This is a genomic window from Bacillus sp. RC51, from assembly GCF_044908115.1.
GTDB classification, from domain to species: Bacteria; Bacillota; Bacilli; order Bacillales; family Bacillaceae_G; genus Bacillus_A; species Bacillus_A mycoides.
In genome coordinates, this window is record NZ_JBIYCW010000012.1 from 153,003 (window position 1) to 175,292 (window position 22,290).

Genomic DNA, 22,290 nt, shown 5'->3' on the forward strand with positions numbered 1-22,290 from the left:
TATCCCGCTATTTGTGGGCAGTAAAACTCCCACCTCAAAATTCAGGTGGAGCAAAGAAGTTAGGTGGAAGCCCTGCTGTCCGTAAATGCCCGATTGGTGAGGGCTAATTAAAGTTTCACTTTATGTATGATTCTTTTGAATTTTAAATATTGGCATGGAAATTGCATATAAATATATAAACGATCGATGAAGGGGGATTCAATATAGTGCTAGATTTAAAAATGTATGTAAACGGTGAATGGAGAGACTCTAGTGATCAAGAAAAAAGAACGATTATTAACCCTGCGAATGGCAAGGGTATAGCATATGCACCTGAGGGAACGATTGAGGATGCAAAATACGCGATAGAAGTGGCAAGAACGGCTTTCGATAGCGGAATTTGGTCAGCAACATCCACTGCTGAAAGGGCATCATATTTATTTAAAATAGCAGATGAAATTGATAAAAATATGGAAGAATTAGTATACCTTGAAACAATGGATAATGGAAAAACGTACCGTGAGGCAGAAGGAGATATTGGAGATGCAGCGGCTTGTTTTCGCTATTATGCCGGATTGATTACAAAGCCAGATGGTCAAACATATCATGTAGCCGATCCGATGCAAGCGATGGTTGTAAGAGAGCCAGTTGGTGTTTGTGGATTAATTGTTCCATGGAATTATCCGCTATTGATGAGTGTATGGAAAATTGCACCTGCTTTAGCAGCTGGAAATACCATTGTGTTTAAACCTTCTGAAGTGACACCAATCACTGCAACAAAACTATTCGAAATCATTGAAAAAGTAGGGCTACCAAAAGGTGTTGCCAATATGGTAATGGGGGCCGGTCCAATAGTAGGAAATGAAATTGCAGCGAGTAATAAAGTGGACATGATTTCCTTTACAGGTGGAACAAAAACAGGTAAGCACATTATGAGAACAGCGGCAGATAATATGAAAAAGATTTCGTTAGAACTTGGAGGGAAATCTCCAAATATTATTTTTGCAGATGCAGATTTTGAGACCGCTATTGATTATGCTCTATTCGGTATTTATGCAGGTAGCGGACAAGTATGTTCAGCAGGATCAAGAATCCTTGTCGAAGAAAATATTTATGATAAATTTGTTAATAGTTTTGTAGAGCGAGCACAGCAAATTAACGTTGGGCCTGGTGATAATCCAGAATCAGAAATGGGGCCACTTGTAAGTCAAGAACATATGGAAAAAGTATTGCGTTACATTGAAATCGGGAAAGACGAAGGTGCAAACGTTGCTTGCGGAGGTAGACGAATAATGGAGGATGGAAAAGGTGATGGTTTCTTTATTGAACCAACAGTCTTTGTCAATGTAAAACCTGATATGCGTATTGTCCAGGAAGAAATCTTCGGTCCTGTTGTAGTAATTCAAAAGTTTAAAGACGAACAGGAAGCAATTGAGTTGGCAAACGGTACAGACTATGGTTTGGCTGGAGGAGTATTTACAGTTGATGGTGCAAAAGCAATGCGTGTGATTCGCAAACTTCGCGCAGGAATTACGTGGATTAATAGTTATCATCCAACATACAATGAGGCACCTTGGGGCGGATATAAGCAAAGTGGTATAGGTCGTAGTCTAGGGACGTTTGGGTTAGAAGAATTTCAAGAAATTAAGCAGATTAATATAAATCTAGAAGTAGAGCCAATAGGTTGGTTTGCAAATAAAAAAAATGTAGGAGTGAATTAGATGGAAACGAACGTGAAAAATAAATTGAATGAGAAAGAGTCAAATGTAAATGAGTATATTACGAAAGTACTACAGTTAATTGAAAAAGAAAAGGTTACTGAAGAAGAGGCAAACTGGATTCAAAAAGAAACAGTAGACGGATTTAGAGAGCATGTAAACCCTGGTTTTCTTGCTTATAGAAAAACAGTAACAAAAGATGGACAATTTGCAGCAGTAGAGTGGTCAGATGAAGGATCTTGTTTCATGGATATTAACGGTAAAAGATATATTGACTGTTTAGGTGGATTTGGAATTTATAATGTTGGTCACCGTAATCCGAAAGTGGTAAAAGCTGTGACAGATCAATTAAAACGTCAAGCATTACACAGTCAGGATTTACTGGATCCACTTCGAGCAATGCTTGCAAAGATTTTAGCGGATATTACACCTGGTGATTTGAAATACGCCTTCTTCACAAATAGTGGAACAGAAAGCGTAGAGGCAGCATTAAAACTAGCAAAAATGTATAGTGAACGAACAACTTTCATTGCTACAACGCGTGCTTTCCATGGTAAGAGCCTTGGTGCTTTATCTGGGACGGCAAAAGGAATGTTCCGTAAGCCATTTTTACCATTAATTCCGGGTTTCCGTCATGTTCCGTTTGGCGATATTGATATGATGAGAAAAACATTTGAGACATGTGCATTAGTGGGAGAAGATGTTGCAGCAGTTATTTTAGAACCAATTCAAGGAGAGGGCGGTATTATTTTACCTCCAGAAAATTATTTGAAACAAGTACGAGAGCTTTGTGATGAGTTTGGATCACTCCTTATCTTTGATGAAGTACAAACTGGAATGGGACGTACAGGAAAAATGTTTGCTGCAGAATTATATGATGTCGTGCCGGATATTATTTGTCTTGCGAAGGCGTTTGGTGGAGGTGTAATGCCAGCGGGAGCTATTGTTGCGAAAGAAACAGTATTCAAAAGTTGGTTTGAAAATCCATTTATGCACACAACAACGTTTGGCGGGAATCCTCTTGCATGCGCTGCTGCAATTGCAACAATTCATGTATTATTGGAAGAGAAATTACCGGAACGAGCGATGGAAGTTGGGGAGTATTTCTTAAATGGATTGAAACAAGCAGCAGAAGGACATGAAGATAAAATCTTTGAAATCCGTGGTCAAGGTTTAATGATTGGGATTGAATTCCATAAAGACGAGATTGGTTATGAAGTGTCAAAGGCGATGTTTGATCAAGGTATTCTTGTTGCGGGAACATTAATTAATTCAAAAACAATTCGTATTGAACCATCCCTTACAATTAGCTATGAAGAAGTAGATACAGTTATTAATACGTTTAAATCTGTGCTAACTCAAGTAAAAGTAAAATAAATTTCGCATAAGATTATATGTGAATTCAAACGATTGAAACTATAATTAGAATAGATTTACTTATATTGTATTACAGGAAGGCAGTGTAACGAAAAGTTACACTGCCTTTTTATTACATTTTTTGTTTTAAGTATTTACATGTAATTTGTCTTAGTGTACTATTTAACTAACACACTAAGACAGGAGGGGAGAAATGAAAATCGAGTTTTCTCCAAATACACCAATTTACATTCAAGTAATGGAATACATAAAGAAAGAAATTGTAACGGGTCATTTATCGCCTGGTGATAAAATTCCCTCTGTACGTGAATTAGCGAGTGAATTACAAGTAAATCCAAATACGATTCAACGTACATTTCAAGAGTTAGAGCGGGATGGAGTTGTAGTAACACGTAGAGGAATGGGACGATATGTAACGAATGAAGGGGAGAAGATTATGGAGCTGCGAAAAGATATGGCGAAAGAATTACTTCATTCTTTTATAGATGGAATGGACAATTTAGGTTTTTCAGAAGAAGAAATTCTTACAATCCTTCGTTCTTCATTACATGAGAAAAGGGAGGAGAGCGAATGACAGAGTTATTAAAAATAGAAAATCTATGGAAGCGGTACGGATTAAAAGCAGTGATCCGTGAGTTAAACATAGAGATTACAGAAGGAAAAATCGTTGGGCTTGTTGGAGATAACGGAAGCGGGAAAACGACGTTATTAAAAATGATTGCAGGATTGCAGCATCCTTCTGAAGGCAGCATAGTAATTAACGGTAAAAAAGTAGGGTTAGAGACGAAAGAAATCGTTTCATTTATGTCTGATAAGCCAGTCTTTGATGATTGGATGACTGTAAAAGATGCCCTATTTTTCTATCGAGATTTTTATAAAGACTTTGATATTCAAAGAGCAGTAGATACGATTGCAGAATTTAAAATACCGTTAGAAGAAAAAATTATAGCATTATCAAAAGGGATGATTGAAAAGCTTCAAATTATTTTAACATTTTCTCGAAAAGCGAAGTTATATGTACTAGATGAACCACTTGGCGGGATTGATCTTGTTTCTAGAAAACACGTATTAGATCTCATTCTACAATTTTATAGAGAAGATTGTACCATACTAATCTCAACTCATTTAATAAATGAAGTTGAAAATATTTTTGATGAGGTAATCTTTTTAAAAGATGGAGAAATTGTATTGTATGAAAATGTAGAAGAACTTCGTTTTCAGAGAGGAAAAGCAGTTCATGAATTGTTTAAGGAGGTGTTTAGTAAGTGAAGTCAATATTGTCCTATTTGTGGAATGTGAATAAGAAAAGATACATTGTCGCTTTTTTACTTTTTGTGCTAATTGAAGCTGTTTTGTTTTCACAAATGATTGTAAGGAAGAGTGATGCGGCTATCGATAGACAAGAGGGCATATTTGGAATCATTATGATTATATTTATTTTTTATGCCATTTATATGTTTATACAAACAATGAAATCATATTCACGCTTACTGACTAATCCAATGTTACGTCTTACAGCACTATCTGGGAAACAATATGTGTTTTCTATGCTTATCTTCTTTTATATTGTGATGGCTATGTGGTATGGAATAGTTGGGATTCTTTTCTACGTAGGTTATGTATTAGCATTTCCTACGACGTATGTATATATAGATGCAAAAGAGATTTTGCAAGCAGGCATTATTAATAATTTAATATATACAATGAGTGATTTATTTGAGTTTTTATTTGCGGTGTTACAAATTTTATTAGTAGTTACTTTAGTTAAATTGCTGACTAAAAAGAAAAAGGCACAAAATATACTGATAGTAATTATTTCTTTAGTAATAAATATAGCCTTTACTTTAGTCTCCGTATTGTTAGGAAAATTAATCCCAACTTTCCAATGGTTGCGGAGAGATGAATATAAGAGTGAAAGCGGAAATCTGCTTATAGATATGTTTAATAATAATGGGTTTAATGCTCTTAATATAAGTTTTATGCTAATTGCTAGTATTTTAATCGTTTATTTAATCGCTTATATTATCGACAAAAAACTAGAAGTTTAAAGGAGGAATCATCATTGGGAAATGTAGTAGTGAAATTAGAAAATGTCCGAAAAAAAATCGGTAGAACAGAAATTATTCGGGGCTTATCATTTGAGGTTCGAGAAGGAGAGGTATACGGATTCCTTGGACCGAACGGTAGCGGTAAGACAACGACAATTCGTATGATGACAGGTCTTATTTCTATGACAGAAGGCGATATTACAATTTGTGGTCATAGTATTCGCACAGAGCGTGAAAAGGCGCTAGAGCAAATTGGAGCGATTGTAGAAAATCCCGAGCTATATGATTATATGACTGGAATGCAAAATTTAAAGCATTTTGCGAACATGGCGATTACCCCAATTAGTAAAGAGCGCATCGCTGAAATTGTAAAGCTTGTTGAATTAGAGCATGCGATTCATAAAAAGGTGAAAACATACTCACTTGGTATGAAACAGCGTTTAGGAATTGCGCAGGCGTTACTTCATCAGCCGAAAATCTTAATTTTAGATGAACCGACAAATGGATTAGATCCAGCTGGTATTCGCCAAATTCGTGATTATTTACAACGATTAGCGAAAGAAGAAAATATTGCAGTCATTGTATCAAGTCATTTATTAAGTGAAATTGAATTAATGTGTGATCGTGTAGTTATTATAAAGCAAGGTGAGTTTGTACAAGAGTATAACTTACATGAACAAGCGAAGCATGATGAAACAGTTGTAGTTGCATTTGAAGTAGATCAAGTTCAAAAAGCGAACGAAATTATTAAAGGTAAAGTACAAGGAAATGTAGCTGTGGCATCTGTAATGAAAGAAGAGATTCCGCAAATTGTAAAACAGTTAGTGAATGCTGATGTACTCGTATACGGTGTTACTGTTCAAAATAAAACGTTAGAGGATGAGTTCTTAGCGATTACAGGGGGAGTGAAAGCGTAATGTTTAAATTAATTCAAAATGAATTTTTAAAGTTACATGCGAAAAAAGGTATGTACATTTTAATAGGTGTAATTGCAGCATTGGAGATTTTGGGAGTTTTAGCGATGCTGAAATGGGGAGGAGGAAATGAGTTTAAAGGATCATATTTAGATTTTGTAAGTTCAGAGATTGGTTTAATTACCTTATTTGCAACAATTTTTGGAATTACGATTGCGTCTCGTACAATTACTGATGAGTTCCAAAAAGGTACAATTAAGCAGTTATTAATCCGTCCGAGAAAACGAATTACAGTTTTGTTCTCTAAATATATTACAGTGTTACTTACTATATTATTTATCATATTTGCTAGCACGTTAATCGCAATGATTATTGGCGGGATTGTAATGGATGGTAGTAAAACAGGAGTAACGTTAGGAATCGTAATGAAGTCCATTTTATATCAAGTACTTTCACCGTTCTTCTTTGCAACTCTTTCATTTTGCTTAGCTAATGTATTTAGAAATTCTGTATTACCATTAATTATTACGATGTTCCTATTTTTCTTACAAGGACCAATTAATATGGTACTAATGATGTTTGCAAAAGGTGTAGCGAAATTTGTGGTGTTTTTCCATTTAAATTTAAGTGTTTACGACAGTAATAAATTAGTAAGTGGCGGAGTAGAACCACCATTTACAGAATTTACGTTTACAACTTCATTATTACTTGTGGTTGCATATTTTGCTGTATTACTTGTAGCATCAAGTGTATTATTCCAAAAACGTGACGTATTATAGTAGAAAAAATCCCCGTGTTAACGGGGATTTTTATTAACCAGCTTTTTTGATTTATGTAGCTTTTAAGTGTGGCAGATACATATTTACTTAGGAACATAATTGTAACTAAGTTGAAGAACATTGATATGGTATATCAAATAGGATTGTTATTATGTAATTTAATACGTATATTATTCGGAATAAAGTGAGAAAAATAGGAAGATTTTCAACTATATTCATATTATAATTTAGTTATCCGGCCATTTGTGGAGAAGGGCTACCCATAAAATACTGAATAAAGTTTCACTTTATATCATCTCTGGAGGTGTTCCATATGCAACATGCATTTTCACGTATAAGGCTACGTAGTTTTTTTGGATGGATGATTATAGGGATGTTCCTGACGATGATTCCATTAAGTTTATCAGGTGCTTCTGACAATACGATAGAGTTGCTGTCACAAATATCAATATTTTTTGCATTTCCACTATTGTGGCTATATTTAAAAACAAGTAAAAATAATGTTGTTTTTAAAAGCTTTTTTGATAAGCCTGGACGTTTACATTGGGGGTTAATTGTATTAGCAACGATCATGGGAATGGTTTTTGCAGTCGGTATATCCCAAATTCAATTTTATATTTTAGCACATACTTTACCTGATTTCTTAGTTACCATGTTAGAAGATGGAAATGTAATTAATACGAGTAACATATACATGACGGTATTTACTTTCATTTCAGCATGTGTATTAGCCCCAATAATGGAAGAGGTTATTTTTAGAGGTTTTTTCTTGCAGCGAATGGCTTACAAATGGGGGATTAAACGAGCGGTTATTATATCCTCTCTTATTTTTGGACTAGGACACTTTGATGTTATCGGTGCTTTCATGTTCGGTGTTATTATGTGCCTTCTATACATAAAGACAAAAAATATATGGACGAATATTGCTGTGCATGCTCTAAATAATTTGATTGCAACGAGTATGCAATTTGTAGGTGGAGATGGAAGTGACGCAATCTCGATTACTGAATTACAAGCACAAAGTAATTTATGGATCGGCATTGGTCTTGTGATTATCGGTTTATTATGGTTCATTCCTTTTACTTGGAACCAGTGGCGTACAGTAAAAGAAGTTGGTGTGCCACCGATTCGTTTCATAAATGAAGAAAAAGTAGTGAATACATCAGAAGAAAATGAAATATATAGCCAAGTGATAGTAACAGATAGATTGATGGCTGTAGAATTACCTGATGAAGCTGTAAATAAGCTTCGGTTAGAAGAAAATGATTATGTAACAGTTTCTGTAGAAGAAGATAAAATTGTTATAAAGAAAGCGCATAATAGATAATTAAAAAGTAGCTCCTAAAGAGCTACTTTTTAATTTGTAATAATCTCTACACGAAAATTATTACCGTTCTTTACATATTTAATATCTGTAACGATCCGAACGGTTTTTAGAAGTTCAACTTTTTCACCAATTCGAGGGATGGTCGGAACATTGTCCCAAATACCAAGCAAGTCATCTAATTGTGCCGTTTTTTCATAAAACCAGATTTTCAATGTAAAGCCCCTTTCTCGAACTTTATGTATTTTAATACATGATATATCATTTTTATTCTTAATGTAAGGGGTTTTTACTCTTTTTGTGAATAAAGATGAATTAATCTTCTGGGAATATATGTTCAATGTCCGGAGTAAGAGCTACTTCTGATAATACGATATGAGAAACTGTCGTTGCATATGAAGAAACATCATTGATAAATTCTTCAAGTTCAACGAGTGAAGGAACAGAGATTTTTACAATGTAGCACAAGCTTCCTGTTACTCGGTAACAAAAACTTGCAGATGGATAAGACTGAATAAACTGTTGCATACGTGTTGTATCACCATTTTTTAAAGTGATTTCTAAAATACAATCTAAAACAAGTCCTGCTTTTTTATAATTGATATCGATTGTGTATTTTTGAATAATCCCTTCACTTTCAAGTTTACGTACACGTTCTGTAGTAGACGGAGCCGATAAGTTTACTCGTTTTGCTAATTCACGCATCGAAAGGCGGCTATCATTATATAATTCATTTAAAATTTTTCGATCAACACGGTCTAATTGCATTTGTAAATATACCTCCAGTAAAATGATAATTTTTGTAAAGAAAAATTAAAAATTAAGATTCATATGAAATGTAAAGTGAACTTTATTTATTTTACAATAAAAAAGAAGGAAATAGGAGGGGAAATGATGGAGAGAATTACATTATCAAATGTAGGAGATACAAAGTTTCAAAAATTATTAGGTCATAATCCAGATATATTAAATTCGTGGAGTACGTTAGAGAATACACTGTATAGTACAGGGGCCCTTTCCGTAGAGTTAAAGGAGCAAGTAAGAAGAACATTAGCGTTTGGGAATGAATGTCCGTACTGTATGGCAAAGGGAAAGCCGGATGATATACAAAAAATAGAAGAAATTAGCGTAGCCGTTACTTTTGCACATGCATTTGTTCATGACCAAAAGGCGATAGATGATAATATGTTTCATATATTAAAACAATATTGGACTGAAAAAGAAATTGTAGAGCTTTGTGCCTATATTTGTTTTATTACTGCTTCGCAGCAACTTGGTTTTCTGTTTCAATTACAGCCCAATTAATTAGGAGGATATTATGCTGAATCAAGCAGCACTTATAATCATTGATGTACAGGAAGCATTTAACTTACCATACTGGGGCGTGAGGAATAACCTTTTGGCGGAAGAAAATATGAAAAGTTTGTTAGAAGAATGGAGAAAAAGAAAACTACCAGTTTTTCATATTCAACATGTAAATAAAGAAAATGTTCAATCGATGTTTTATCAACATGCGGAAACGGTAAACTTTAAAGAAGAAGTGCAACCAATGCCAGATGAAATAATTATCCAGAAATCCGTTAATAGCGCGTTCATTGGGACAAATTTGGAAGAACAATTAGGACAACAAAAATGTAATACGGTAGTGATTGTAGGATTAACAACAAATCATTGTGTGGAGACTACAACACGGATGGCAGGTTACAACGTATTTAGTGAGCGATGCGACGGCTACATTCAATCGTAAAGGTCTGGACGGGACAGAGTATAGTGCAGAGGACATTCACAATATGACACTTGTAAACTTACATGATGAATTTGCCAAAATCGTTACGATTGAAGGTGTTTTAAAATTATTTCAAGAAAATAATTGTGGAATTATGTAGAAAAAAATAAGAATATTTCGTATAATCTAAGTATAATCATTTTGAAAATAGGGGTGGCATCATATGGAGCAAATTTCAGTAAAGAAAATAGAAAAAGTACTCGTTTTAGCAGGAGAGGATAAACAAAAGCAAAAGGAATTTTATGAATTGCTCTTATCAACGGAGTTTTATGTTGCTGGTTCACTTGAAGCAGAAGACGGGGCAACGGAAGGAACACTTCGTTTGCGTCATTTCCAAGGAGAGGGTAGATGGATCGTTCCGTTCTTTACACAATTGAAATTTGTAAAAGATGTGTTGCCAGAAGGTACGCCCCTTATTACGATACGTGGAAAAGAATTATTTGGTGGCATTGAGAAGGATGCAACAGCTGTATTAAATGTTGGTACTGATATAAGTAAAACATTTATTCCAGAAGAGATTTCAGATATCTCATCTGGACGGATTTTTAATTATTATAAGTAAAAGGAAAAGCTTAGCAGCTTTTCCTTTTTAATTTGAACATGGAGTGGCTATACCAGAAGAAATAGAAACAGTTTTGTTAGTTGTATTTATTGTTGCTGTAGCTCCGAGGGGAATACCGATATTTGGACTTATATGTCCAATCGGTAAACCGAATAACACAGGTATATTATATGGCGTGAAATATTCATATAATATTGTTTGCAATGATTGAGATGGCTTAGAAGGGTTGCAGTCGTGACAACTTGTAAAAATAACGCCGCTGCATTCATTAAACTGTCCAGATAAAAGTAGTTGATTTAACATCCGGTCAATGCGGTACGGTTCTTCACCAATATCTTCAAGCAATAAAAGTTTATTTGATGTATTTATTTCATAGGGCGAGCCAATTATACTTGTTAACACAGTTAAATTCCCTCCAACTAATGTGCCTGTAACTGTACATGGAGAGGTAGGTACGATACATTCTGATGCATATAAGATAGATGAATACGGATGGAATAGTTGATTGAAAGAAGATAAGGAGAGAGAATCTATACCTTTTCCTAATTCTTCAATCATTGGACCATGAAAAGTAACCAGCTCCGCATAACGTGAAAAGGCAGTATGTAAAGCCGTAATATCGCTATATCCCCAAAAAATCTTTGGATTCCGTTGAATGATTTCATATTGAATGTAAGGGAGGAGACGAGCACTGCCGTAACCACCTCGTGCACAAAAGACTGCTTTGACCTCAGTATTTGTAAATGCTTCATGTATATCATCAAGACGAACTTGATCACTTCCAGCTAAATATCCATATTTTTCATAAACACTCTTTCCAATTATTACGGATAATCCCATCTCTTGTAATACGTTCACACCTTTTAATATATTCTCAAGTGTTGGTGGGCCAGACGGTGCAATAACCATTACTGTATCACCTTTTTGCAACGCATTTGGATAAATCATTGTTCTCAGCCTCCTTCTCTTTCAATATATTCGCTTGAGCGAAAGTTCAATCCTTGTAAAAGAAGGGGAAAGCATGTCATATAAAGAAGGTATAGGGAAAGTAGGAGGGAAAATGATGTTTACAAGTCGAGTAATAGATATATTACAAATTAAGTATCCGATTATTCAAGCAGGTATGGCAGGAGCGATTACAACGTCAGAACTTGTTGCAGCTGTGAGTAATAGCGGAGGATTAGGTACGCTTGGAGCAGGGTATATGAGTCCAGAACAAATCCGTGAAGCGATTTATAAAATAAGGGAACTAACAAATAAGCCTTTCGGTGTTAATTTACTTTTAACGAAAGAGATACAGATAGAAGAAGAGAAGGTAAACGAGGCGAAAGTATTACTTAGTGGAGTGAATAGAGAATTAGGTATAGAGGAAGAAAAGACTTTAAAACTTCCAAAAAGCTATAAAGAACAATTACAAGTATTATTAGAGGAAAAGGTACCAGTCGTTAGTTTTGCATTTCAAACGTTAGAAAAAGAAGAAATAGATGATTTGAAAAAGGAAGGGATAAAAGTTATCGGAACAGCTACCCATGTAGCGGAAGCGAAAGCACTTGCTAAGTTAGGGGTAGATATTATTGTCGGGCAAGGTAGCGAGGCAGGAGGGCATAGAGGAACGTTTATTGGGAAAGAACAAGATGCGATGATTGGTACATTTGCATTAATCCCGCAATTAGTAGCGGAAGTACCTCATATCCCGATTGTTGCAGCAGGTGGTGTAATGAATGGGCAAGGGCTTGTTGCGGCATTTGCGTTAGGGGCAGAGGCTGTTCAAATGGGATCAGCCTTTTTAACGAGTGAAGAAAGTATTACGCATGACGTGTATAAAGAGGCGATTTTACATAGTACAGATACGAGTACAACGGTAACCCGTGCGTTTTCCGGGAAATATGCACGGGGTATTCGTAATGAATTTATAGAGAAACATGAAGGAAGAGAAGAGAATTTACCGATGTATCCAGTGCAAAACGTATTAACTTCAAAAATACGTCAAGAAGCAGCGAAGCAAAATAAGGAAGAGTATATGTCGCTTTGGGCGGGACAAGCATCATCATTAGCACGAACGGAATCAGCTCAGCACGTAGTGAAACGTGTCATGAAAGAAGCAGAGAACGTAATTGAACAATTACAAGATGTATATAAAAAAAGACCACTTGAATAATTCAAGCGGTCTTTTCGTTAGTTTGCTTTATAAAATTGTTGGATAGCTTCGTCGATGTAAACCCAGCCTTTCCAACCTAAGTGCATATGATCTTTTAAGAAGTACTTATCATATTCATGATTTGAGAAATCAGCAATTGGATAGCCAGCTTGCTTAATTTGCTCATGAACTTTATTGTAGTATAATTCGCGTTTTTCTTTCGGGAAGCCAGCGTAATCATACCAAGGACCTTTTACAGGAACAGAAATGAAGAGCGGTTTTGCGCCAGATTGTTTTAATAAATCAAGTACAATTTGTAAATCTTCATATTCTGGTGATTGGTCATAAGCATCATTTTTTAAGTAACCTTCACGTTGTTTTAATTTCTTCTTAATTTTGCTATTGAAGTAATCATCTTCGATGCCATATTCGTTAGAGCTTGATTCTACTGCACCTGTTTGATCAGCATGCTTACGAGCTTCTTCCCAGTTCATTTGTTTCAATGATGGATCAAGCTGTTCTTTATGCGGCTTAATATTAAACATAACTGTAAATAAATCTTTACGATCTAGAATGTTACGATAAATATAAGCGAAAGGTTTAGCAGCAAGTGCTTTTACTTTATACTTTGTATCATCGTAGGCGATACCTTCAAGCGAAATTTTTAATAAAGTTTCTTTTTTAACAATCTCAAAGTTTAATAAGCGTTTTGCAATTTGTTTTTTCATTTCAGGTTTTAAATCATCGTTGAAAATGAAGTGGTAACCTTGTTGTTTTGAAAAGTTAGGTGCAAAGTGTGTCTCATCAATACCTTGTGGTACAAACCATTGCGGAGAAAGAACGAATATCATTTTCTTATCTTTCAATTGATCCATTGTAGATGCGAAGTTTAATACATGTACAAGGTCTTGTGTTCCACCGCGCCCAAGTAGGAATGGTGTGAATCCTTCAGGCTTTACTTTGAAATAATTCGATGGATGGAAAGCATCCATACGTGCGAATTCCGATGAACCGTACATCGGAAGATATTTCGGGTCTGCTAACATCTTTTGCTGTAAAATCATACTTTGAATCTTTTCTTCTTTTAAAGAAGTCGCAGCTTGTTCTACTTTCTCATCACTTAAAAGTGGAAGTAGGAAGCGCGTTGGAATAAGTAAGAATACAGCAAAAAGGGCCAATGCTAAAAGCATCGGACCAAATTTTACTTTGTTCATCGGATTTCTTCCAACTTTTTAATAACCATATTTGGTGTAGCCCACTCATCGCGGTCAAAATCAGAAATAGAAACTTCAATCTCTAAACGCTCTTGGAATTCTACTAATAAAGATACTACAGCGAAAGAATCAAGAATACCTTCTTCAAATAATTGAACATCTAAGTTTTCTTTCACAATATCGTTTTCACATACTTCTTCTAAAATATCTAATACTTGCTCTTTGAATTCTGCCATTTTTAAAATCTCCTTTATATCCGAAATATATTATATGTGCAACTTCTTAATAGTATAAGAAGGGTGCATTAAAAGTATCTGTTAAGGTGTCCAGAGAAGATCAGGAAACCGAAACATACAACGTGGAACGTAATTACAATCGCAAGGACGTGTGTAAATTTATTGTTTGGCCAAAACTTATGCTTCTTGTTTTTTCGTTCGAAAATATCGAATAAAATAAACAAGGCAGCGTGATAAAGACCATAAATAATGTATTGATACACATGCTCACCAGTAATATGCCATATTCCCATGATGAAAAAGTTTAAAAATGCACCGATATACGAAATTGTGTAACGGTTTTTAATTAACTTTTTCTTCGTTGCAAAAAAGACGAAACGCATGTAAATAAAGTCACGGAACCAGAATGATAAGGTCATGTGCCAGCGATTCCAAAAGTCTTTAATGTTACGACTAATGAATGGTTTATTAAAGTTTTCTGGAATTTTAATTCCCATCATATAACTTACACCAATTACAAATGAGCTATAACCGGCGAAGTCAAAGAATAAATATAAGCTATAGCTATACATGTAAATCATATTTGATAGGATTGTATCTTGCTGAGCGAATGCCGGATCCATAAAATATTGCTTTATTAAGTAAGCAATAATAAATTTATACAAGAAACCTTGGAAAATACGGTTTAGCCCTGTATATAGTAAATTTTGATATTCTTCTGCACTAGGTGGCTTTTGAATATCTTTTTGGAATCTGCGGTAACGATCGATAGGTCCCGTTGAGATAGCCGGGAAGAATAAAATGAATTCCCAAAAATTAAAGAAGGAAAGTTCTTTAATTAAATTATCACGAACTTCAAATACCATTTGTACTGCTCTAAATGTTACATAGGACATTCCTAAAAATACAACAAACTTTAGCTCAGGTACAAACGGTGCAATTTTTGCTAAAACAAGCGGTAAAATCGATAAAATAACAGCTATACAAAACGTGAATGTACTATTATTTTGTTTTCTTAAAATTAAATAGCCTTTAATAAGGGCATATTGCCAAATAATAAATGCGGCTAACATGATTGCTTGCTTCGGTTTATCAGAGAAGATAATAACGAGCATTACTAATGTTAAAACGGCATTATATTTACGCAACATTTTACCTTTTAATCCAGCTATGATAGTAGGTATTAATAAAATGCCTACTATAGCGAAAAAATAAAATGATCCATATGCGGTCATGCTGTAACCTCACTCAATAATTTTTTGCGATCTACCTTTCCATTTGGTGTCATTGGAATAGAAGATTGATACATGAATTTACGTGGAATCATGTAATTTGGTAATCGCTCATTGAGTTCTTTTTTGATTGCAGATGTTAATTTGAATTCTTTTTCAAACGAATGCTCTCCAGGAACAACAACCGCTAATAAGTAATCATATTTTTCACCTTTTTTAATTGGAACAACAACTGCACCTTCTACGTAAGAACACGCGCGAAGATGATGTTCGATTTCTTCTAATTCCATTCGATAACCATGAAGCTTAATTTGGAAATCAAGACGACCATTATAGAATAGAAGACCATTTTCTACATAGCCAGCATCACCTGTTTTATAGGCGCGCTCACCATCAATCATGGTAAATACTTTTTCTGTTAATTCAGGGCTTCCTAAATAGCCAACGCTTACGCTTGGACCGACAATTACGATTTCACCTTTTTCACCGTCAGGTGCAATTGTACCATCTTCTTTCATAATAAGAAGGCGACAGTCTGATTTACAGTAGCCAACTGGAAGTGATTTGTATTGATCAAGCACTTCTTCTGTAACGTGAATGCCTGTTACAGCAACAGTAGCTTCTGTTGGACCGTACGTATTCATAATTGCTGCTTTCGGGAAACGCTCAATTAATTTTCTAGCTACTTCATTTGGTAACACTTCACCGCAGAATAAGAATGTTTTCATGTTTGGTAGCATACTTTCAGAGAAAGAGGCTTCCATTAAACACATTTCTGCGAAAGATGGTGTCGAAGTCCATACTTGTATATCCGATTGCTCTAAAGAAGCAAACAAGTCTTTTGGACGTGCAATCATATCTTTATCGATTGCCCAAAGTGTACCACCTGTTACTAATGATGGGTAAATATCCATTACAGATAAATCGAATGAGAAAGGTGCTTGGTTTAAGAATACTTGCCCTGTTTGTAAGTTGAAATCTTCTACAGCCCATTTTGTAAAGCTAACAAGACAGTTATAAGTAATCTGAACCCCTTTCGGATTACCTGTACTTCCTGATGTGTAAATAATGTAGAAGTTCTCATCACCTTTTACCGCATGTTCAGGATTTGGAGTATTCCCTTTATGAGTAAAGAAAATATCTTTTAAGTTATCTTCACTTGTAATGCGAACTGGTAAGTCCGTTACCGTTACCGTTACTTCTGCCCCTGATAACAGTAATTTCGCACCAGAACTTTCAGCAATACGTTGTACACGATCAGCTGGAATAGATAAATCTACAGGAATGTAAGCATGTCCAGCTTTTACACAACCTAAAAAGTTAATAATCATTTCAGGTTGCATATGGCCATAAACCATAATTGGTGAACGATCATCTGGATACTCAGAAGAAATCCAATGTGCTAACGCATCAGAATCTTCCTTTAATTGTTTGTACGTAATTTTCGCATCTCGCCAAACAAAAGCGGTTTGATCAGGCGTTTCTACAGCCCACTTTTCAATTTGTTCTAATAACTTCATAACGTTCCCACCCTAGAATTCATTGTAAATAAATGTACTTGTGTTTGTATCATGGAATCCATACAACCAAAGTAATGCAAATAAAATTGCAAGGTAATAAACCGTCTTTGCAACCCATTGTGTGAGTGGTTGAGACCATATCTCTTTTAATCTTTCCATGTCTTTCCCTCGCTTAATGAAATAATAGCTCTTTGTAGGTATCATGTCCTACATGATTGTGAAAAAAACAAAATCCCACATTTTAGGTAAAAATAAGTCAAAAGGCTCTTTTCTGATATTAGCACTAAATACTAAAAAAGAAAATCCCTAACTTAGCAATTATATTACATTCAGCATGAATTTGTAATGGGTTTGACATGTAAATAGGAAGTGGATTGTATGAATGTATAAAAGTGGATTGTGAGAAGGCGGGAAAATATAATATTTGTTTTGTTATTCCTGAATTGGAGTGGGTTAATAATCACTGGGTACTTAGTACATTTTCAAGGTATAGAGCCTTTTAAAAGGAGGTAATTATTATGAAAAGAGAGTGGAGGAGTTTTATTTCAGAGGAAAATATCATTAAATGGAGACGGCATTTCCATAAGTATCCGGAATTATCGTTTCATGAAAAAGAAACTTCGCAATTTATATATGAAACATTATGCTCATTTTCTTCTTTTGAAGTAACGAGACCAACGGAGTACAGTGTGCTAGCAATTAAAAGAGGAAGGCAACAAGGGAAAGTAGTTGCGATTCGAGCTGATATAGATGCTTTACCAATCCAAGAGGAGACAAGGAAACCTTATACGTCTGTGCATAAAGGAATAATGCATGCATGCGGGCATGATGCTCACGCAGCTATTTTATTAAGTACAGCAGAGACGATAGCAAATATGAAGGAAGATTTTGCAGGCGAAATCCGTCTGTTCTTTCAGCACGCAGAGGAAGTGTATCCCGGTGGTGGACAAGAAATGGTGGAGGCCGGTGTTATGGACGGCGTCGATTATGTAGTAGGTTTGCACGTTATGTCTGGATTAGAAAGTGGAAAGATAGGAATTGTATATGGCCCTATGATGGCAGCACCAGACGTATTTACAATTGAAATTTTAGGAAAGGGTGGTCACGCGGCACGACCAGAAGAAACGATAGATCCTATTGCTATCGGAGCACAAATTATTACAAATTTACAACATATCGTATCAAGAAATACAAGTGCTTTTATGCATAGAGTAGTGTCAGTTACACAATTTCATGGGGGGATGGCCGATAATATCATTCCTAGTGCAGCAGCTTTAATGGGAACTGTTCGATCTTTTAATCAAACATTAAGAGGGGAAGCAAAAGAGAAAATTGAGCAAATTGTAAAAGGAATTACAGAAGCACATGGGGGAGATTATACATATACGTATCGTTACGGATATGATCCAGTTGTTAATAATGAGTACATTACGAAAATAGTAGAAAAAAGTGCGATAAAATTGTTCGGAAATCAGCGTATTGTGCATCTTGAACCTTCTATGGGAGGGGAAGATTTTTCAGCGTATTTAAGAAAAGCACCTGGTTGTTTCATTAAATTAGGAACAGGGAATAAAAATATTGATACTTGTTATCCACATCATCATCCGAAATTTGATGTGGATGAATCGGCTTTAATTAATGGAGTGGAACTATTTTTAGAGACAACTATAAGACTACTAGAAATTGATAAAGCATAAAAAAAGGCAACTGCACTCTATTGCAGTTGCTTTTATTTCTTCCGTCAGAGAGGGCTGAGAAAGAACTATGCTCATTTATAGTATATGAATAGCTAACGGACAAGCTTGTGCATTTTAACTATTTTTAAAAAAATAGTTATTGACTTTGATAATCAATTTCAATTAATCTAATGGTATAATTGAAATTGATAATTATTATCAATAAAATAGATGAGGAACCTTAATGAGAAAAACATTTCACCTTTTACGAAGGGAATTAAAAAATAAAGATGTTGATAAGCATATTGAATGGCAACGAAATATAATTCGTTCTGAATATGTAGGTGAGAAGAGTACACTTCAAACAGAAAAAGAGATACAAGGTAAAAGGAGAGGTTCAGTTGAGTAAGTTAGTAATGATTTTTGCAAGTATGAGTGGAAATACAGAGGAAATGGCTGACCATATTGCGGGTGCGATTCGTGAAACAGAAAATGAGATTGAAGTAATTGATATTATGGATACACCAGAAGCTTCTATATTAGAGCAATACGACGGTATTATTTTAGGTGCTTATACTTGGGGAGATGGTGATCTTCCTGATGATTTTTTAGATTTTTATGATGCAATGGATTCTATTAACTTAACTGGTAAAAAAGCAGCTGCATTCGGTTCTTGTGATTCGGCTTATCCGAAATACGGGTTAGCGGTTGATATTTTAATAGAAAAGCTGCAGGAGCGCGGCGCAGCAGTTGTGTTAGAAGGATTGAAAGTAGAATTAACGCCAGAAGATGAAGATGTAGAAAAATGTTTACAGTTTGGAGCTGAATTCGTGAAACACCTTTCTTAATGGCAGAAGGGAGATGAAGAGCAATTGCATGAAAAAATCTCAATCAAAACGATGACAGATTACCATTTGTATGATTTTATGCGTTGTCCACACAAATTTTATTTCCGTCATATAAAAAGAAGAGAACCTTCTTCATTTGAATGGCAACAAATAGCGCAAATGATTGTGAATCAAATTATTAATGAATATTACACGCTACCTGCGGGCCAACAAACGAAAATTGTACTTTTAATATTAATAGAAAAGTATTGGAAAAAAGTAAGGATTAATATGTTTGCTTCAAAGGCGGAGTACTATATTGTTTTAGCGAAGCTAACTGATCACTTATTACAGTTTGTTGAAAGGGATGATAGTCAGGCACCGCCGTTATTTTTATATGAGAAGTTTCAAACATATATGGAAGAGTTAGGTGTCCACATGTCATTGACATTTGAAGTTGGTGAGTGGAGTACTGAATCGTTTGTAATTAAAAAGTATGTTGTCGATGCGGATGAGGAAATGCTTGCTCTTTGTCAGAAGCTAATGACAGTATTCAGTTATAAAGCTTTCGGTATTCTTCCAGGGAAAATTGAAGTTATTAATTTAATAGAAGGAACTAAGTATGATTACATTCCAAAGCAGGAAGATATTATAACTGGAATGGATGATTTATTTAGAATGAAAGAAATGTTGCAGCAACCTGAGCACTATACAGAGCGTCATTTTCGTTATGAGTGTATGAGTTGTGCGTTTCGTAGTGAATGCCAAAGGGAAGAAGTAAAGAAAGAAGCGAAGCAGAAGAAAAATATAGTACATTAAAGGATGCAAATTTGCATCCTTTTTTGTTATTGACATGAAAAGCTTTTCATCATTTACCGTATATTTGTAGCAGATTAATAAAGGGAGGAATAATCAATGAAAGATGAAATGAAAGTATTTCAATGGTTAAAAGAACAGAATGCTCCTTTTGGAATTCAACTGCAAATTTTACAGGCGTTTCAATTGTATAAAGTTATTGTTGAAATGGATAAAAAATTAATGATGTATGAGGAGAGAGAGTATAGGGAGAGAATTTAATCTCGTCCCTGTAGTATTGCTTTAAGCTGTTCTTCATTCTTCTTTAATGTTATTTCATTGTTTGTTTCAATGTTATAAATAAGGTTATGTAGTAAAGGGCTGTATTGATAAAAGGTAGTGATGCGGTGAATGAGTAATGGATCGCGGTGAGAAATAACTGCACTGTATTGTTCATATACAGATGTAGTAAACTCATGACCGAAATCATAATATAGCCCAGCGAAATCAAAAGCGGGATCGCCAATTTGAGCATCTCCAAAATCGATAACACCTGAAATGGTTTTGTGCAGGTTGTTAAATAAAATGTGATGATGTGTAAAGTCAGCATGAATGATTGTATTTTGAAAGGTAGATTTAGCTATATTGGCAAAGAAATTTTCGAATAAACGATTTAAGGCTGATTTCTGTAATGAAGTAAGATTGTTAGTAAGATATTGATTTAATTTTGTTTGTAGCTCTTTCCAGTAGATAAGTGTTTTTTCGATAGGGAATCCTAGCGTTTCAACACGTTTTAAAGGAATACTATGTAAAGCCGCAAGGAAAGTGGCTAATTGTGTAATGATTGCTTTCAATTCTTTTTTCTCTAGCTTGGTAACTATTTCAGTTGTTAACGGTTCACCGTGAATGAGAGGATAATAGCTACAAAATGGAACGGTATTACAATTATTCTTATACAATAAATGATACTTAGGAATCTCGATTTCTTGTAATGAATGAGAAAGAATAGTGCACAGTTCTTTTTCTAACGGAATTCGCTGTGCATATTCAAGTTTTCGCGGGAAACGAAATAGTAGTTCGTCATTTATAATAACCGCTATATTATCCCAACCTTCTTCATTTTGTTTATATGAATGTATAGAAAGACCGGGCAGAGCTTCTTTTATATATTGTTTGTAAGAGTCCATAATTGTTCCTCGTTTCTAAGTTAAAGGTAGGTTATTCCACTTTATGATATCAGAATTTTCTTTCTATATGTTAAAATATAACTATCATTATGGAGGAGGGTGGGGTGGATTACGAAGAAAAGAATATTAATCATTTCTCTATGTATCGCTTTTGGATTGTTTTGGTCATATAAAGAGGAGGTTTTTGCCACTTTTAAACCGATAGATCGCTACGAGTTAAATAAGGAATTAAAGAACAAAAGTATAGAAACTTTAACTCATAAAGAAAAGAAAAATGTAGGAGAACACTTTGTGACAGCGCAACTAGCAGTGTTTGAGTTTAATAATAAAGAAGATGTGAAACGAAAAGGTGAAGAAATATTTGTAAATAGAGGGTATGAACAGCTAATAGAAAATTATTACCCAAACCGTTTTCGGGATTTAGAGTATAAATTTACAAACGAAGAGATACGTGAAGAGACAGATGAGAGTTTTCGCTATCATGCTGTAGCGTACGTTACTGGTATTGAAAATGGCAAGAGAAGTGAAATGAAATTAAATTATGACATGAAAATTGTAAAGGTTAATAGTATATTTATGGTGTTAGATCAAAAGCAGTATGTACAATAAAAAATCCCTCAAGGAGAAGAGGGATTTTAAAGATTTTCATTTTGTTGCCCAAGTTCTTTTTGAGCAATGTATAAGTTTCCTTGCTCAACTTGTTTCAGTGTATGAACAGAATCTCCTGCATATCCTTTTTCTGTTTTAACAGTTCTTTTTGAACGATTTGAATCTTGTTTCTTCATATAATAAACCACCCTTCTTTAAAAATAGACGAAAATGATGAGCACGAGTAATACAGCTGCGAAAATGGTAATGCCCATTAAAAAAGAAGTGTTTTTATATTTAGGTGGCTTATGTACATCTTGCCGATATCCAGGTGAAATTTCAGGGGCGAATTCTTCATCGAATGATTGTTTCTTTTGTTTTTCGTCCATAT

General features: G+C 34.8%; 28 protein-coding genes and 1 pseudogene. 18 read left to right on the top strand and 11 right to left on the bottom strand.

What is annotated here, in order from left to right; all coding sequences use genetic code 11:
* Positions 1-206: 206 nt before the first annotated feature.
* From ABH959_RS21845 to ABH959_RS21880, 8 genes are all read left to right on the top strand, one after another.
* Complete coding sequence (locus ABH959_RS21845; RefSeq protein WP_201055840.1) at positions 207-1,700, top strand: aldehyde dehydrogenase family protein; 1,494 nt, start codon at positions 207-209, stop codon at positions 1,698-1,700.
* Complete coding sequence (locus ABH959_RS21850; protein ID WP_061675927.1) at positions 1,701-3,074, top strand: putrescine aminotransferase; 1,374 nt, start codon at positions 1,701-1,703, stop codon at positions 3,072-3,074.
* Positions 3,075-3,267: 193 nt separating this feature from the next.
* Positions 3,268-3,648: a GntR family transcriptional regulator gene (locus ABH959_RS21855; RefSeq protein ID WP_201055843.1), complete on the top strand. Its 381-nt coding sequence runs from the start codon at positions 3,268-3,270 to the stop codon at positions 3,646-3,648.
* A complete protein-coding gene (locus ABH959_RS21860; protein WP_088038198.1) occupies positions 3,645-4,343 on the top strand; it encodes an ABC transporter ATP-binding protein in 699 nt (232 codons plus the stop codon). Before ABH959_RS21855 ends, ABH959_RS21860 begins: the two co-directional genes overlap by 4 nt.
* Positions 4,340-5,122 (top strand): ABC transporter permease, encoded by a 783-nt coding sequence (locus ABH959_RS21865; protein WP_088038200.1) that lies wholly within the window; start codon positions 4,340-4,342, stop codon positions 5,120-5,122. Before ABH959_RS21860 ends, ABH959_RS21865 begins: the two co-directional genes overlap by 4 nt.
* A 14-nt stretch (positions 5,123-5,136) precedes the next feature.
* On the top strand, positions 5,137-6,039 hold the full coding sequence (locus ABH959_RS21870; protein ID WP_002030591.1) for an ABC transporter ATP-binding protein: 903 nt from the start codon (positions 5,137-5,139) through the stop codon (positions 6,037-6,039).
* Positions 6,039-6,815: an ABC transporter permease gene (locus ABH959_RS21875; RefSeq protein WP_088038202.1), complete on the top strand. Its 777-nt coding sequence runs from the start codon at positions 6,039-6,041 to the stop codon at positions 6,813-6,815. The genes ABH959_RS21870 and ABH959_RS21875 overlap by 1 nt, the downstream gene beginning before the upstream one ends.
* Positions 6,816-7,128: 313 nt before the next feature.
* The gene (locus ABH959_RS21880) at positions 7,129-8,142 is read left to right on the top strand and encodes a CPBP family glutamic-type intramembrane protease (RefSeq protein ID WP_404457299.1); all 1,014 of its coding nucleotides are present in this window, start codon (positions 7,129-7,131) and stop codon (positions 8,140-8,142) included.
* 29 nt (positions 8,143-8,171) lie between these two features.
* Here ABH959_RS21880 and ABH959_RS21885 read toward each other — a convergent pair whose 3' ends face one another.
* The gene (locus ABH959_RS21885) at positions 8,172-8,354 is read right to left on the bottom strand and encodes a DUF3913 family protein (protein ID WP_000707108.1); all 183 of its coding nucleotides are present in this window, start codon (positions 8,352-8,354) and stop codon (positions 8,172-8,174) included.
* 100 nt (positions 8,355-8,454) lie between these two features.
* On the bottom strand, positions 8,455-8,907 hold the full coding sequence (locus ABH959_RS21890) for an Lrp/AsnC family transcriptional regulator (RefSeq protein ID WP_002011610.1): 453 nt from the start codon (positions 8,905-8,907) through the stop codon (positions 8,455-8,457).
* 123 nt (positions 8,908-9,030) lie between these two features.
* Here ABH959_RS21890 and ABH959_RS21895 point away from each other — a divergent pair, with 123 nt between their 5' ends.
* The 3 genes and pseudogenes from ABH959_RS21895 (at position 9,031) to ABH959_RS21905 (ending at position 10,487) form a co-directional block, all read left to right on the top strand.
* Positions 9,031-9,444: a carboxymuconolactone decarboxylase family protein gene (locus tag ABH959_RS21895; RefSeq protein ID WP_170935223.1), complete on the top strand. Its 414-nt coding sequence runs from the start codon at positions 9,031-9,033 to the stop codon at positions 9,442-9,444.
* A 13-nt stretch (positions 9,445-9,457) separates the two neighbouring features.
* Positions 9,458-10,025, top strand: a pseudogene (locus ABH959_RS21900) (cysteine hydrolase family protein).
* A 63-nt stretch (positions 10,026-10,088) separates the two neighbouring features.
* On the top strand, positions 10,089-10,487 hold the full coding sequence (locus tag ABH959_RS21905) for an SseB family protein (protein WP_002135134.1): 399 nt from the start codon (positions 10,089-10,091) through the stop codon (positions 10,485-10,487).
* 27 nt (positions 10,488-10,514) lie between these two features.
* Here ABH959_RS21905 and ABH959_RS21910 read toward each other — a convergent pair whose 3' ends face one another.
* Positions 10,515-11,435 (bottom strand): S66 peptidase family protein, encoded by a 921-nt coding sequence (locus tag ABH959_RS21910; protein ID WP_002011617.1) that lies wholly within the window; start codon positions 11,433-11,435, stop codon positions 10,515-10,517.
* A 73-nt stretch (positions 11,436-11,508) separates the two neighbouring features.
* Between ABH959_RS21910 and ABH959_RS21915 the strand changes: the two genes are divergently transcribed.
* Positions 11,509-12,645, top strand: a complete 1,137-nt coding sequence (locus ABH959_RS21915; RefSeq protein WP_002140949.1) for an NAD(P)H-dependent flavin oxidoreductase — start codon at positions 11,509-11,511, stop codon at positions 12,643-12,645.
* Between the two features lie 17 nt (positions 12,646-12,662).
* Here the strand turns inward: ABH959_RS21915 and dltD are convergent, their stop codons facing one another.
* The 5 genes from dltD to ABH959_RS21940 all read right to left on the bottom strand — a co-directional run bounded on the left by dltD (position 12,663) and on the right by ABH959_RS21940 (position 16,985).
* Positions 12,663-13,838 (bottom strand): D-alanyl-lipoteichoic acid biosynthesis protein DltD, encoded by a 1,176-nt coding sequence (dltD, locus tag ABH959_RS21920; protein WP_002086769.1) that lies wholly within the window; start codon positions 13,836-13,838, stop codon positions 12,663-12,665.
* Entirely contained in the window at positions 13,835-14,074 is a 240-nt protein-coding gene (gene dltC, locus ABH959_RS21925) for a D-alanine--poly(phosphoribitol) ligase subunit DltC (protein ID WP_002011622.1), read from the bottom strand. The genes dltD and dltC overlap by 4 nt, the downstream gene beginning before the upstream one ends.
* Positions 14,075-14,142: 68 nt before the next feature.
* Positions 14,143-15,309, bottom strand: coding sequence for a D-alanyl-lipoteichoic acid biosynthesis protein DltB (dltB, locus tag ABH959_RS21930; protein WP_242310028.1), 1,167 nt, complete (start codon positions 15,307-15,309; stop codon positions 14,143-14,145).
* Entirely contained in the window at positions 15,306-16,826 is a 1,521-nt protein-coding gene (gene dltA, locus ABH959_RS21935) for a D-alanine--poly(phosphoribitol) ligase subunit DltA (RefSeq protein ID WP_404493147.1), read from the bottom strand. The genes dltB and dltA overlap by 4 nt, the downstream gene beginning before the upstream one ends.
* Positions 16,827-16,838: 12 nt before the next feature.
* Positions 16,839-16,985 carry a teichoic acid D-Ala incorporation-associated protein DltX gene (locus ABH959_RS21940; protein WP_002011626.1) on the bottom strand — a complete coding sequence of 49 codons (147 nt, stop codon included), beginning with the start codon at positions 16,983-16,985 and terminating at the stop codon, positions 16,839-16,841.
* A gap of 359 nt (positions 16,986-17,344) precedes the next feature.
* Here ABH959_RS21940 and ABH959_RS21945 point away from each other — a divergent pair, with 359 nt between their 5' ends.
* The 5 genes from ABH959_RS21945 (at position 17,345) to ABH959_RS21965 (ending at position 20,406) form a co-directional block, all read left to right on the top strand.
* Positions 17,345-18,523: an amidohydrolase gene (locus ABH959_RS21945; RefSeq protein ID WP_404493148.1), complete on the top strand. Its 1,179-nt coding sequence runs from the start codon at positions 17,345-17,347 to the stop codon at positions 18,521-18,523.
* A gap of 223 nt (positions 18,524-18,746) precedes the next feature.
* The gene (locus ABH959_RS21950; RefSeq protein WP_181777915.1) at positions 18,747-18,911 is read left to right on the top strand and encodes a hypothetical protein; all 165 of its coding nucleotides are present in this window, start codon (positions 18,747-18,749) and stop codon (positions 18,909-18,911) included.
* Positions 18,904-19,350, top strand: a complete 447-nt coding sequence (locus ABH959_RS21955) for a flavodoxin (RefSeq protein ID WP_201066551.1) — start codon at positions 18,904-18,906, stop codon at positions 19,348-19,350. The genes ABH959_RS21950 and ABH959_RS21955 overlap by 8 nt, the downstream gene beginning before the upstream one ends.
* A gap of 24 nt (positions 19,351-19,374) precedes the next feature.
* Positions 19,375-20,148: a hypothetical protein gene (locus tag ABH959_RS21960; protein WP_404493150.1), complete on the top strand. Its 774-nt coding sequence runs from the start codon at positions 19,375-19,377 to the stop codon at positions 20,146-20,148.
* Between the two features lie 96 nt (positions 20,149-20,244).
* Positions 20,245-20,406 (top strand): hypothetical protein, encoded by a 162-nt coding sequence (locus ABH959_RS21965; RefSeq protein WP_000651005.1) that lies wholly within the window; start codon positions 20,245-20,247, stop codon positions 20,404-20,406.
* On the opposite strand, the gene ABH959_RS21970 is transcribed toward ABH959_RS21965, so the two are convergent.
* The gene (locus tag ABH959_RS21970) at positions 20,403-21,311 is read right to left on the bottom strand and encodes an aminoglycoside phosphotransferase family protein (RefSeq protein WP_404493152.1); all 909 of its coding nucleotides are present in this window, start codon (positions 21,309-21,311) and stop codon (positions 20,403-20,405) included. The genes ABH959_RS21965 and ABH959_RS21970 overlap by 4 nt on opposite strands.
* Before the next feature lie 99 nt (positions 21,312-21,410).
* On the opposite strand from ABH959_RS21970, the gene ABH959_RS21975 reads away from it, so the two are divergent.
* Positions 21,411-21,920, top strand: coding sequence for a biotin transporter BioY (locus tag ABH959_RS21975; RefSeq protein ID WP_404493153.1), 510 nt, complete (start codon positions 21,411-21,413; stop codon positions 21,918-21,920).
* A gap of 26 nt (positions 21,921-21,946) precedes the next feature.
* On the opposite strand, the gene ABH959_RS21980 is transcribed toward ABH959_RS21975, so the two are convergent.
* Both ABH959_RS21980 and ABH959_RS21985 read right to left on the bottom strand, forming a co-directional pair.
* Entirely contained in the window at positions 21,947-22,096 is a 150-nt protein-coding gene (locus tag ABH959_RS21980) for a hypothetical protein (protein WP_000743737.1), read from the bottom strand.
* Between the two features lie 18 nt (positions 22,097-22,114).
* Positions 22,115-22,288, bottom strand: coding sequence for a hypothetical protein (locus ABH959_RS21985; RefSeq protein ID WP_000343684.1), 174 nt, complete (start codon positions 22,286-22,288; stop codon positions 22,115-22,117).
* Positions 22,289-22,290: the final 2 nt, after the last annotated feature.

Bases quoted from the DNA above. Each gene is read 5' to 3' on its own strand.
- ABH959_RS21850 (WP_061675927.1), top strand. From the start codon at position 1,701: ATGGAAACGAACGTGAAAAATAAATTGAATGAGAAAGAGTCAAATGTA.
- ABH959_RS21855 (WP_201055843.1), top strand. From the start codon at position 3,268: ATGAAAATCGAGTTTTCTCCAAATACACCAATTTACATTCAAGTAATG.
- ABH959_RS21860 (WP_088038198.1), top strand. From the start codon at position 3,645: ATGACAGAGTTATTAAAAATAGAAAATCTATGGAAGCGGTACGGATTA.
- ABH959_RS21875 (WP_088038202.1), top strand. From the start codon at position 6,039: ATGTTTAAATTAATTCAAAATGAATTTTTAAAGTTACATGCGAAAAAA.
- ABH959_RS21880 (WP_404457299.1), top strand. From the start codon at position 7,129: ATGCAACATGCATTTTCACGTATAAGGCTACGTAGTTTTTTTGGATGG.
- ABH959_RS21890 (WP_002011610.1), bottom strand. From the start codon at position 8,907: ATGCAATTAGACCGTGTTGATCGAAAAATTTTAAATGAATTATATAAT.
- ABH959_RS21895 (WP_170935223.1), top strand. From the start codon at position 9,031: ATGATGGAGAGAATTACATTATCAAATGTAGGAGATACAAAGTTTCAA.
- ABH959_RS21905 (WP_002135134.1), top strand. From the start codon at position 10,089: ATGGAGCAAATTTCAGTAAAGAAAATAGAAAAAGTACTCGTTTTAGCA.
- ABH959_RS21910 (WP_002011617.1), bottom strand. From the start codon at position 11,435: ATGATTTATCCAAATGCGTTGCAAAAAGGTGATACAGTAATGGTTATT.
- ABH959_RS21915 (WP_002140949.1), top strand. From the start codon at position 11,509: ATGTCATATAAAGAAGGTATAGGGAAAGTAGGAGGGAAAATGATGTTT.
- dltD (WP_002086769.1), bottom strand. From the start codon at position 13,838: ATGAACAAAGTAAAATTTGGTCCGATGCTTTTAGCATTGGCCCTTTTT.
- dltC (WP_002011622.1), bottom strand. From the start codon at position 14,074: ATGGCAGAATTCAAAGAGCAAGTATTAGATATTTTAGAAGAAGTATGT.
- dltB (WP_242310028.1), bottom strand. From the start codon at position 15,309: ATGACCGCATATGGATCATTTTATTTTTTCGCTATAGTAGGCATTTTA.
- dltA (WP_404493147.1), bottom strand. From the start codon at position 16,826: ATGAAGTTATTAGAACAAATTGAAAAGTGGGCTGTAGAAACGCCTGAT.
- ABH959_RS21940 (WP_002011626.1), bottom strand. From the start codon at position 16,985: ATGGAAAGATTAAAAGAGATATGGTCTCAACCACTCACACAATGGGTT.
- ABH959_RS21945 (WP_404493148.1), top strand. From the start codon at position 17,345: ATGAAAAGAGAGTGGAGGAGTTTTATTTCAGAGGAAAATATCATTAAA.
- ABH959_RS21950 (WP_181777915.1), top strand. From the start codon at position 18,747: ATGAGAAAAACATTTCACCTTTTACGAAGGGAATTAAAAAATAAAGAT.
- ABH959_RS21965 (WP_000651005.1), top strand. From the start codon at position 20,245: ATGAAAGATGAAATGAAAGTATTTCAATGGTTAAAAGAACAGAATGCT.
- ABH959_RS21970 (WP_404493152.1), bottom strand. From the start codon at position 21,311: ATGGACTCTTACAAACAATATATAAAAGAAGCTCTGCCCGGTCTTTCT.
- ABH959_RS21980 (WP_000743737.1), bottom strand. From the start codon at position 22,096: ATGAAGAAACAAGATTCAAATCGTTCAAAAAGAACTGTTAAAACAGAA.
- ABH959_RS21985 (WP_000343684.1), bottom strand. From the start codon at position 22,288: ATGGACGAAAAACAAAAGAAACAATCATTCGATGAAGAATTCGCCCCT.